Here is an 11601-nt window from a genome sequence, read left to right as displayed (position 1 = left end):
CCTGGTCTCACACCGGTTTCGCATGCGCGCTCAACCCGAGCAACTCGACCTGTTCCGGTGTTTCCGAGGGCTGCCTTGCCCGCGCAAGGCAGCCCCGCCGCCTACGCAAGGGATCTTCGGTGCACCTCAGACGGCTGCTGGCGCACCCTGCAAAGACTCGCCCCGCACACCAGCTGAATAGCTACCCGACGTCTTGGTCCGGCCACACGACCGAATCGATTCGGCAGTGATATCAACCGAATGGCGGTAAACAAATCCACCTGTTCACCAATTCGCAGCAGAATTGACCGGGGAAATTCTTTTGCTGCACACGCAGCATCTTGTGCACTACGCGCATCCGCTGTCAAAGTATTCGCAAATACTTCCTTTCCTGCCGGTCACGGACGATTCACCTCCATCTTGTTTGCCGGTCAGGTTCTCTGCCTATCGTGTGCAGTCGGTCGATCTTCCTCCCACCACTCGCCCTTTCGATCCCTCTTTTCGTGTGGAGTCAGCGATGAAACCCACCCTCCCCTCCTGGAGAGTCCGGCTGCGGCGCACTCTCGCGACCGGCGCGTTGCTGTCGACCGCCTCGCTGTCGCTGGTCACCCTGAACCCCGCGGCAGCGACGGCCGCCACCTGCGGGGACACCGCGACCCGGATCCGTGACATCCAAGGCACCCGGCACCTGTCCTCGCTCGACGGTTCCGAGGTCACCGATGTCCGCGGCGTGGTCACCGCAGTCGGTGCGAACGGATTCTGGTACCAGGATCCCTGCCCCGATGCCGACCCGGCCACCTCGGAAGGACTGTTCGTCCACACCTCGCACGAACCTGCTGTGCAGGTCGGTGACGTGGTCGCGGTCAGCGGCACGGTCAGCGAGTACCGTCCCGGCGGCACCAGCACCGCCAACCTCACCACCACCGAACTCACCTCCCCCTCGGTCACCACACTCGGCACCGCCACGGTGCCCGCCCCGACCGTGCTCGGCGACGGAGGCCGGATCCCACCGGGCACCGTGATCGACGACGACGCCACCGGCAGCGTGGAGAAATCCGGAACATTCGATGCCACCGACGACGGCATCGACTTCTACGAGTCGATGGAAGGCATGCGCGTCCGGCTCGACAACGCCGTCGCGACCGGCCCCACCAACTCCTACGGCGAAATTCCCGTTCTCGGCGACGACGGGGCGAATGCCTCGGTGCGCACCACCCGGGGCGGCATCGTGCTGCGCCAGTCCGACCCCAATCCCGAGCGCCTCCTGCTCGACGACAAGGTGGTCTCCGGCTCCACACCGACCGTGAACACCGGCGACCACTTCTCGGCCCCCGCGACCGGAGTGCTCGGCTACAGCTTCGGCAACTTCAAGCTCCAGCTCACCCGGCCCCTGTCCGGGGTCTCCGAATCCCTGCCCCGGGAGACCACCGAGTCGCCCACCTCCGAACAACTCGCCGTGGCCACCATGAACGTGGCGAACCTGGACGCCAAGGACCCGCAGAGCACGTTCGATGCCCTGGCCGGCCAGATCGTGTCCCACCTCGCCGCGCCCGGCATCATCGCCCTGCAGGAAGTCCAGGACAACAACGGCGCGGAAAACGGACCCTCCGATGCCGACAGGACCTGGTCGAGACTGATCGACGCCATCGGCGACGCAGGCGGCCCCACCTACGACTACCGCCAGATCGACCCGGTCAACGGGGAAAGCGGCGGTGAGCCGGGAGGCAATATCCGGGTCGGATTCCTGTTCCGCACCGACCGGGTGTCCTTCGCGCCCGGTCCCCACGGTGATGCCACCACAGCCGTGCAGGTCAGCGACAGTGGAACCAGCGGCGACCGAGTGTCACTGAGCCTCAATCCCGGCCGTATCGATCCCGGAAACCCCGCTTTCGACAACAGCCGCAAGCCACTGATCGGCAAGTTCCACTTCGACGACGAACCGGTGTTCGTCATCGCCAACCACTTCACCTCCAAGGGAGGTGACGACCCGCTGTTCGGTCGCTACCAGCCGCCCAAGCGCCCCAGCGCAACCAAGCGCACCGCCCAGGCGCGGATCGTGGCCGACTTCTACGACAAGATCGAGGCCATCGACCCGAACGCCAGGGTCATCGTCGCAGGCGATCTCAACGCCTTCACGTTCTCCCCGACCCTCGACGCACTCACCGAAGCGGGCCTGACCGACCTCCCGGCCACGCTGCCCGCCTCCGATCGCTACACCTACCTCTACCAGGGCAACTCCCAGGTACTCGACCACCTGCTGGTCTCTCCCTCCCTGGAGAGCGCAGGCTACGAGTTCGACATCGTGCACACCAACGCCGAATTCGCCACCCGGCCCACCGACCACGATCCGCAAGTCGTCCGGCTGAACCTCCCCTGATCGAGCCGATGCATCCAGCATCCGGTGCCCGCTGCTCGGTGGGCACCGGATCCGATGCTGATCAGGTCGGCGAGGACAGCCGCGAAGCCGCAGAAACCACGTACCGATGCGAGCAACTCCGCGAGACAGCGGCACTTCAGCCGAACAGGGCGCTGTAACCGTTCAGGGCGGGCTGCCCGCCCAGATGGGCGTAGAGCACGGTGGAATCGCGATCGATCTCGCCACGAGAGACGAGATCGAGGAGACCGGCCATCGACTTTCCCTCGTACACCGGGTCGGTGATCATGCCTTCTGTACGCGCCGCGAGCCGCATCGCATCCAGGGTGGCCTCGTCGGGAATGCCGTAGGTACCGGCGTGGAAACGCTCATCGAGCACGATCTCCTCATCGACGAGATCGGGGCCCACACCGACGAGATCGGCGGTGTTACGCGCGATACGGGTCACCTGCTCACGAGTCTCCGTCGGGGTGGCGGAGGCGTCGATGCCGATGATGCGCCGCGGCCTGCCGCCCTGTTCCCGCAGCGCCGCGAAACCGGCAACCATCCCCGCCTGGGTGCTGCCGGTGACCGAACAGACCACGATCGTGTCGAAGAAGGTGTCGAGCTGCCGTTCCTGCTCGGCGACCTCATATGCCCAGTTCGCGAAGCCCAGCCCACCGAGCCGGTGCTCGGAAGCACCAGCAGGGATCGCGTACGGCTTGCCCCCGGAGGCTTCGATCTCGGCCACGGCCTGCTGCCAGCTCTCCTTGACACCGATGCCGAACTCGGATTCGACCAGGCGCACCTCCGCACCGCTGAGGCGGGAGAGCAGGATGTTGCCGACCTTGTCGTACACGGCATCCGGCCAATCAACCCAGCTCTCCTGGACGAGGACGCACTTGAGGCCGACCCGGGCAGCCACGGCGGCGACTTGGCGAGTGTGATTGGACTGCACACCACCGATGGACACCAGCGTGTCGCACCCCTGGGCGAGAGCGTCCGCAACGAGGTACTCGAGTTTGCGGGTCTTGTTGCCGCCGAAGGCGATACCGGAATTGCAGTCCTCTCGCTTGGCCCATATTTCGGCGCCACCGAGATGGGCGGTCACCCGGTCCAGGCGGTGTACCGGTGACGGACCGAACAGCAAGGGAAAACGGTCGAACGCATCGAGGGACATATCGACCTCCTGCGGGCGTGGAGCGGGCAGAAAAGCAGCGCGACGACCGTATTGCGACGCCACGTCCCGGAACAAGAGTTCAGCACAGGGCGGGCCGACGAGCGTCCCCGGTGTTCCCGCATGTGCGAGTGACCTCTCGAGGCACTGCCCGCTGCATCGGTGTCTTGCCCGGAAGTGGTCCTCGGACTAGCCTGTGGCCCACCCACGACGGGCTTCGTGTTCTCAGTGCTTCATCGCGGACGGGAGTGGCAGTAGTGGCGGAGTTGGGATTGCGCGATACGAACGGCATCCTCCGTCTGCCCTGGGTACAACCCGAGCGAACCAGCGCCGGTCTTGGCTGGGAGAAGCTGTACGTATCCACCCAGCGGGAACAGCCCTACCAAGCCGACTTCGACGCGGCGAACAGCCACCTGCTGATCCTGCACCGCAGCGGACCGGTGACCGTGCGACGTGGCCACTCCCGACTGACCGCCTCCCGACGAATGCCCACGGGAGGATTCTTCCTGCATCCTGCGGGCAAAGACCTGACGGTCGAACTCGGTGGGGAGCTGGACACGGTCCACGTGTACCTGGACCAGGCGGCGATCCGGCAGGCCTGCGGGCACGCCGTGGAGATCGCCGAGGTGCTCGGCAACCACGATCCGCTGCTGGAGCAGCTCGTGCTCTCGCTCGACGAGGTGCTGCGGGAGCGAGACTCCTCGGCACGCACCTACGTCGACCACATCGCCGGCCTGCTGGCGGCCCGGCTGGCGCGCAAGCACAGCCGCGTCCGGCTCCCCGAACCGACGAAAGCCGAGCGCACCGCATTGACCGACCGGCAGTTCGACACGGTTCGCGAGTGGATGTGCACCCAGCTCGAGGAGCCGATCCCGCTGGAGAGCATGGCCGGGTTGGTCGGTCTGAGCGTGAGCCAGTTCTCCCGCAAATTCAAGGCGCGAACCGGCTTACCCCCGCACCGATTCCTGCTGCACTTGCGCCTGGACCAGGCAAGCCACCTGTTGCGCACCGGCACTCTGCCGATCGCCGAGATCGCCACCCGGTGTGGTTTTTCCCACCAGGAGCACCTCACCCGGACGATGCGCGAGCACCTCGGCGTCACACCGGCCGCGATGCGCCGCGCGGGCTGAGCACGTTCCCGGCCCACCGGACCTGACATACCGCGGGCTTGGTGATGCCGATTTCGTGCAATCAACACAGTCGAAACCTGCAGGAGAACGAGGCAGGGCTCGCACATACTCGACGCACCGTGAGCTGAACAACACTTCATCAAGGTGGGAGAAGCAGCCAGATGAGAAGTTTCGTCCATGCCACGAACCCGAACCGGGTGGTGTTCGGGTACGGCACGAGCGCGCAGGTGCGCGAGGAGGTGGAGCGGCTCGGACGCACGCGGGCTCTGGTGCTGGGCAGCCCGCCGCTGGCAGCACTCGGCGACCGGGTGCACAAGGCACTGGAATCGCTGGCCGCGGTCCGCTTCGACGGGGCGGCCATGCACACTCCCGTCGAAGTCACCGAACAGGTCATGGAACTGGTCCGCGAGCACTCGGTGGACTGCGTGGTGGCCGTCGGAGGCGGTTCCACAATCGGGCTGGCCAAGGCGATAGCATGGCGTACCGGTATCGATCAGGTCGTCCTGCCCACGACCTATGCTGGCTCCGAGGTCACTCCGGTGTTGGGTGAGACCGCGCAGGGCACCAAGACGACCCGCTCGGATGCGGCGATCCTGCCGGAAACCGTGCTCTACGACGTCGAGTTCACCCTCGATCTGCCCGTGTCGATGTCGGTGACCAGCGGCATCAACGCGATGGCCCACGCGGTGGAGGCGCTGTACTCGCAACAGACCAATCCGGTCGTCGACGGCTGGGCACTGGACTCCATCAGGCTGATGGGACGTGCCCTGCCCGCGATCGTGGCCGACCCGGCCGATGTGGACGCCCGCGCCGAGGCGCTGCACGCGGCGTGGCTGGCCGGAACCTGCCTGGGGTTGGTCGGCATGGGGCTGCACCACAAGCTGTGCCACACCCTCGGCGGCTCGTTCGACCTGCCGCACGCCGAGACCCACACCGTCGTGCTGCCCCATGCCATGGCCTACAACGCCCCGGCCGTGCCGGAGGTGATGCGGCGTATCGCCGATGCCCTGGGCACCGACGACGCCCCCGCTGGGGTGCACGACCTGATCACCTCGCTGGATGGGCCCACCTCGCTGCGGGAACTGGGGGTGGCCGAGCAGGATCTGGGCACCGCCGCCGAGCTGGCCACCGCGAAGTCCTACCCCAACCCCCGGGAGCTGACCACCGAGGGCATCGCGACGCTGCTGCATCGGGCGTGGGCGGGCGAGCGTCCGGCTTCGAGTGGCCGGCCGCTGGCGGCGCTGCACCGGCTGACCGAGCAGGTCGTCGCCAGTTTCGACCGGGCATCGAGCCCGCGCCTGCGGCAGCTGCTGCCGGATCTGGTGCGACACCTGCACCGCTTCGTGGCCGACAACGACGTCACCGAGGACGAATGGCAGTACGCCATCGACTTCCTCACCCACACCGGCCGGATGTGCAGCGACACCCGGCAGGAATTCGTGCTGCTGTCGGATACGCTCGGTGTCTCCAGCGCCGTCGATCTGTTGACGAACTCGCGCACCCCCGAGGCCACCCCGTCGGCGGTACTCGGCCCGTTCTACGTCGAAGGCCCCCCGGCGGCCGAGCACGGAACCGACATCTCCCAGGGGTTGCCCGGTGAGCCGCTGTGGGGCGATATCAAGGTCACCGACACGGACGGCGCCGCCGTCCCGGACGCGGTCGTCGACGTCTGGCAGTCCAACGAGGACGGCTACTACGACGTGCAATTGCCGGACCTGGACGGCCCGGTGCTGCGCGCCCGATTCCGCACCGACGACCGGGGCCGGTTCACGTTCCGATCCATCGCCCCCTCTGAGTACCCGATCCCCGACGACGGTCCCGTGGGCAGCATGCTCGACGCGGTCGGGCGCCATCCCTACCGGGCCCCACACATCCATTTCATGATCATGGCGCCGGGCCGTCCGCGCTTGATCACACAGCTTTTCGTGGCCGGCGGGGCCTATCTGGATTCGGATGCGGTGTTCGGCGTCAAGGACGAGCTGATCGTCGACATGCCACGGCAACACGGTGCCATGCCGGACGGGCGTGCGGTGAGCGAAAGCTGGCGCCTGCTGGAGTTCACCTTCCACATCGCCGCCGACGACGAGCAGAACCACGGAGAAGACGAGTGAGCACCGAGCAGAACTACGACACCGATGTCCTCGTCGTGGGTTCAGGCCCGGCCGGTGGGGCGGCCGCGCTGCTGCTGGCCACCTACGGCGTGCGCACCCTGCTGATCAACAAGTACGGCTGGGTGGCCAACACGCCCCGCGCGCACATCACCAACCAGCGCACCATGGAGGTGCTGCGCGATCTCGGCGTGGAGGGTGCGGCACAGCAGCAGGGCACCCCTCCGGAGCTGATGGGTGACACCGTGTTGTGCACGTCCCTGGCCGGGGAGGAAATCGGCCGGATCCGCAGTTGGGGGACCGGGGAAGCCTCGGCCACCGAGTACAGCGCGGCCAGCCCGTGCACGATGCTGGACCTGCCGCAGACCCACCTCGAACCGATCCTGGTCACCCGGGCCGCCTCGCGCGGGGCCACGGTGCGCATGGACACCGAGTTCCTCGACCTGGAGCAGGACGCCGACGGGGTCACCGCGCGGCTGCGGGACCGGGTACGCGGCGACGAGTTCACCGTGCGGGCCCGCTACCTCATCGGCGCCGACGGGGCCCGCAGCCGGGTCGCCGAGCAGCTCGGCCTGCCCATCGCCGGGCAGGAGGGCAAGGCAGGCAGCATGAACATCGTCTTCGACGCCGACCTGTCCCACTACGTCGCGCACCGGCCGAGCGTCCTGTACTGGGTGATGCGGCCGGGTGCGCACATGGGCGGTATCGGCATGGGACTGGTGCGGATGGTGCGGCCCTGGCACAAGTGGCTGCTGACCTGGGGATACGACATCGATGATCCACCGGATGAACTGACCGAGCAACAGGCACGCGATATCGTGCACGACCTCGTCGGTGATGCGGACGTGCCGGTGACCATCACCTCGCGATCACTGTGGACGGTCAACCACAACTACGCCACCCGGTACTCCTCGGGCCGTGTGTTCTGCGCCGGTGACGCCGTGCACCGCCATCCCCCATCGAACGGGCTGGGCTCGAATACTTCCGTGCAGGACTCGTTCAACCTGGCCTGGAAACTGGCGATGGTCCTGCGCGGCCAGGCGGGCCCGGAGCTGCTGGAGACCTACAGCAGTGAGCGGGCGCCGGTGGGGCGGCAGATCGTGGAGCGCGCCAACCTCAGTCGGGATCAGTTCGGGCCGATCTTCGAGGCACTGGGCATCGCCGGAGGCAGCGACGACGAGGGCATCACCCAGGGGTTGGCGGCCTGCCGGGAGGAAAGCACCGACGGCGAGAAACGCCGCCTCGCCCTGACCGAGGCCATCGAGCTGAAGAACTACGAGTTCAACGCCCACGGGGTCGAGTTCAACCAGCGCTACCGTTCCACGGCCGTGCTCGACGACGGCAGCGAGGAATCCTGGCTGCGGGATCCCGAGCTGCATCACCAGCCCACGACCCGGCCAGGGGCCAAGTTGCCGCACGTGTGGCTGGTCGAGGAGCACGGCAGGCGAGTTTCCACGCTGGATCTGGTCGGCCAAGGGGAGTTCAGCGTGATGACGGGCCTGTCCGGTACCGCGTGGTCCTCGGCGGTGGAGCACTGCCGCGATCGGCTGGGCCTGCCGCTGCGACTGGTGCGGATCGGCACTCGGCAGGCGCGGGACGCCTACGGCGACTGGCGTCGTGTCTGCGAGATCGATGAGCCCGGCTGTCTGCTGGTGCGCCCCGACGGCTACATCGCCTGGCGGCGAATCTCCGCGCCGGACACGCAGCAAGCAGCACACGACGAGTTGCATCGAGCACTCACGGCGATCCTGCATCCCTGAAGCAACGCGGTTCGCTCGGGGAAGCCCGATCCCCGAGCGAATCCCGAAAACCAGCCGAAGAAACACTTTTCCGAGAACCTTTTTTCGCTCATTTCCCCGGCTGCACTGCTTTTCTTTCTTTTTTCAGCAAGACCAGCACGCTGTCGCGTGCCTTGAAAACCCGTCACCAGAATGGGAGTCGGCGAATCATGGACAATTCGGTCGTCAACACGAATATGCCACGCAGAGCCATGCTGCGCCGGTCGCTGGCGGCCACCGCGATGGGCGGAGCCTCGTTGCTCGGGGCAGGCTGTGCCGGCGGTGCTACCTCGCTCTCCGGCAGTATCGGACAGTCCCGCAACGGCGTGGAGTTGACCCTGCTGGGAACCGCCGCGGGTCCCCCGATCCATCCCGGGCGCACCGGGATCTCGAGCGTGCTCAGCGTGCACGGACAGACATATGTGATCGACTGCGGGCGGAGTTCGGCCACGCAGTACAAGAACGCAGAGCTTGAATTCCGTGACCTGCGGTCGATCTTTCTGACGCACCTGCACGCCGACCACGTGTGCGATTACTACAACTTCTTCCTGCTCGCCGGGTTCGGCCCGAACGACGCGGCAGAAGGAGACGGGATTCTCTCCCCCGTCAGTGTCTTCGGCCCCGGCCCCGCAGGGCGCCTGTCCCGGTCGGGCACGGCCGAGCAGGCACCGACGATCGCACCGGAAGATCCCACGCCCGGACTCGCCGAACTCACCGAGCATTCTCATCATGCATTCGCCTACAGCAGCAACGTCTTCCTGCGGGACACCGGCATCACAGACATCCGAAGTCTCATCGACCTGCACGAGATCTCCCTGCCACCGGTGGGCGCCGACCCGATCCACCGGCCCGCTCCCACCATGAAACCCTTCACCGTGACCGAAGACGACCGTGTTTCCGTGTCGGCAGTCCTGGTGCCGCACGGCCCGGTGTTTCCCTCGTTCGCCTTCCGGTTCGACACCGACCGCGGTTCGATCGTGTTCTCCGGTGACACAGCAGCCAGCGACAATGTCGTCGAGCTCGCCACCGGCGCCGATGTCCTCGTACACGAGGCCCTGGATATCGACTGGTACAAGGAGAACGGCACGCCGGAGCACAAAATCAGCCACCTCACACAGTCGCACACTCCCGCGGGAACAGTCGGCTCCATCGCCCGGAAAGCAGGAGTGGGCACCCTTGTGCTGAGCCATCTCGCACCGGCTCCACCGAGCTCGGTGTCCGATGCACGATGGCGTCAGCAGGCACAGCGTGGATTCGACGGCCGCGTGCTCATCGGTAACGACCTGGACAGGATTCCCGTCGGTTAGTGGCCGTCCCGCCGGGGAAGGAGCCTGTCCACCGGGGGAAGGTCAGGCGGTACCCCTTCCACCCGGTGATCAGGCACCATCGTCATCCTCCTGCGAAGTCCGGTGCCGGAGCGGTTTCCGGTCGCCGTGGTGCCGGAGCGAGCGGTTCACCGGTCACTCGGCACAGGGCACTCGTGGTGGTGTCGTAGTCCGGGTTCGGCACCACCGCTGCGATGTGGGCATCGGGGCGGATGATCCACAACTCGTCCGAGCTCGGCTGCAGGGCTGCGGCCAGAGCTCCGGTGCGATCGACCCGGTCCAGATGCAGCAGGCGCACCGGAGCCGCCGTGACGGTCGCGGCGGCCTGGCGCACCACCCTCTCGTCGATGTCTCCGCACGCCAGCAGCAGGAATCCGCCTCTGGCAACTTCACGGAACCGAGTGGAGCCCTTGCCGAAAGCAGCGATCGGCACATCCGGAACCAGCACACCGGGTCCCGGCCGTGGCGCACTGCCCCGTGGTGGCCGAGCGGCTCTCGGCAGCGTGTCGCTGAGTGTGGTCAGCGGAGAGCCGGAGTACCAGTAGGGTTCGGCCAGCCGCCCGGAATCGACCTCCGGCCACGCGCCGGAATCCGTGCAGGCCCGGTCGAGAATCTCTTCTCGCCGCAGGCGATCCCGATCATTCTGCGGTACCAGGAAGCGCATGGTCGCGCCGGTGACCTCGAGATTTTCCCGTGCTGCCGCATGCCGTTCGTCGTGGTAGCTGTCCAGCAGCGCCTCGTCGGCCCAGCCGTGGAGGACGAATGCGAGTTTCCACGCCGCATTCTCCGCGTCCTGAACACCCGAGTTGAGACCCCGCGCGCCGAACGGGGACACCAGATGGGCGCAGTCCCCGGCAAGCAGTACTCGTCCCACCCGCATCCGGTCGACCACCCGGGAGTGGAATCGGTACAGCGACTTCCACACGATGTCGTACGGCCGGTCCCCGATGATGCGGCGGATCCGGGCGTCCAAGGCCCCGTTGAGGTATTCCTCCTTGAGGTCGTAGTCAGCCGGCACCTGCCAGTCGATCCGGAACGTCGAATCCGGGCACGGGTGAATGAGCACCTGTCTGCCCGGGTTCCACGACGGGTCGAAATAGAAGCGCCGCTCGTCGGCCCAGTCCGGCATGTCCGTGCGGATGTCGCAGATCAGGAACCGGTCGTCGAAGGAATGCCCGCCGAAGGTGACGCCGAGCATGTCGCGCACGGCGTCTCCGCGGGCACCGGCGCAGGCCAGCACCCAGCTGCCGTCCACGACCGCCTGCCCGCCGGACGTCGAGCATGTCAGGGTCACTCCCCCGGCATGCTGCTCGAGACCGACCACATCGTGGTCCCACCGAACATCGATCAGTGGTTCGGCAGCGATGCGTTCGTCCAGCACTTGTTCGGTGCGGGCTTGGGACAGGTTGACAAACGGCGGAAAGTGCGCCTGCCCCGGATCGTCGAAGGAATAGCTGAACAGTTCCTCGTTCCGGTAGAACGTCCGTGCCGTGGTCCACGTGACGCCTTCCTCGGCGATCCGGTTCCCCGCCCCGACCGACTCCCAGATATCCAGCACATCGCGCTGCTGGCAGATGGCTTTGGATCCCACGGGGTCACGTTCGGGCCGCTGGTCCAGCAGCACCACCGGAACGTTCCACCGGGCCAGCAGGAGAGCCGCCGTCTGACCGACCGGCCCGTTACCCAGCACCAGCACCGGTTCAGGAGCAGCTTGTCGTGTGTTCATTTCAGCTCCCGTCAACGCACGAGCA

7 protein-coding genes are annotated in these 11601 nt (G+C 66.7%); 5 read left to right on the top strand and 2 right to left on the bottom strand.

The genetic code is table 11. The features are described from left to right. The first annotated feature begins 496 nt into the window (after positions 1–496). The gene (locus tag JOF55_RS21220) at positions 497–2356 is read left to right on the top strand and encodes a DUF8508 domain-containing protein (protein ID WP_310277290.1); all 1860 of its coding nucleotides are present in this window, start codon (positions 497–499) and stop codon (positions 2354–2356) included. A gap of 136 nt (positions 2357–2492) precedes the next feature. Here the strand turns inward: JOF55_RS21220 and JOF55_RS21215 are convergent, their stop codons facing one another. Beyond that, complete coding sequence (locus JOF55_RS21215) at positions 2493–3512, bottom strand: 1-aminocyclopropane-1-carboxylate deaminase (RefSeq protein WP_310277288.1); 1020 nt, start codon at positions 3510–3512, stop codon at positions 2493–2495. A gap of 254 nt (positions 3513–3766) precedes the next feature. On the opposite strand from JOF55_RS21215, the gene JOF55_RS21210 reads away from it, so the two are divergent. From JOF55_RS21210 to JOF55_RS21195, 4 genes are all read left to right on the top strand, one after another. After that, the gene (locus tag JOF55_RS21210) at positions 3767–4639 is read left to right on the top strand and encodes an AraC family transcriptional regulator (RefSeq protein ID WP_310277285.1); all 873 of its coding nucleotides are present in this window, start codon (positions 3767–3769) and stop codon (positions 4637–4639) included. A 161-nt stretch (positions 4640–4800) separates the two neighbouring features. After that, on the top strand, positions 4801–6750 hold the full coding sequence (locus JOF55_RS21205) for a maleylacetate reductase and hydroxyquinol 1,2-dioxygenase domain-containing protein (RefSeq protein WP_310277282.1): 1950 nt from the start codon (positions 4801–4803) through the stop codon (positions 6748–6750). Continuing rightward, positions 6747–8507, top strand: coding sequence for an FAD-dependent oxidoreductase (locus JOF55_RS21200; protein WP_310277279.1), 1761 nt, complete (start codon positions 6747–6749; stop codon positions 8505–8507). Before JOF55_RS21205 ends, JOF55_RS21200 begins: the two co-directional genes overlap by 4 nt. Positions 8508–8695: 188 nt before the next feature. After that, positions 8696–9832, top strand: a complete 1137-nt coding sequence (locus JOF55_RS21195; protein ID WP_310277276.1) for an MBL fold metallo-hydrolase — start codon at positions 8696–8698, stop codon at positions 9830–9832. Between the two features lie 82 nt (positions 9833–9914). On the opposite strand, the gene JOF55_RS21190 is transcribed toward JOF55_RS21195, so the two are convergent. Further along, on the bottom strand, positions 9915–11576 hold the full coding sequence (locus tag JOF55_RS21190; protein WP_310277273.1) for an FAD-dependent monooxygenase: 1662 nt from the start codon (positions 11574–11576) through the stop codon (positions 9915–9917). Between the last annotated feature and the right edge of the window lie 25 nt (positions 11577–11601).

Origin of the sequence: Haloactinomyces albus, assembly GCF_031458135.1 — a bacterium.
Classification (GTDB): domain Bacteria; phylum Actinomycetota; class Actinomycetes; order Mycobacteriales; family Pseudonocardiaceae; genus Haloactinomyces; species Haloactinomyces albus.
The sequence above is the reverse complement of the archived record's forward strand: the minus strand, read 5'-3'. Positions and strand labels throughout refer to the sequence as shown.

Coding starts and splice junctions, on each gene's coding strand:
- JOF55_RS21220 (WP_310277290.1), top strand. CDS start 497: ATGAAACCCACCCTCCCCTCCTGGAGAGTCCGGCTGCGGCGCACTCTC.
- JOF55_RS21215 (WP_310277288.1), bottom strand. CDS start 3,512: ATGTCCCTCGATGCGTTCGACCGTTTTCCCTTGCTGTTCGGTCCGTCA.
- JOF55_RS21205 (WP_310277282.1), top strand. CDS start 4,801: ATGAGAAGTTTCGTCCATGCCACGAACCCGAACCGGGTGGTGTTCGGG.
- JOF55_RS21195 (WP_310277276.1), top strand. CDS start 8,696: ATGGACAATTCGGTCGTCAACACGAATATGCCACGCAGAGCCATGCTG.
- JOF55_RS21190 (WP_310277273.1), bottom strand. CDS start 11,576: ATGAACACACGACAAGCTGCTCCTGAACCGGTGCTGGTGCTGGGTAAC.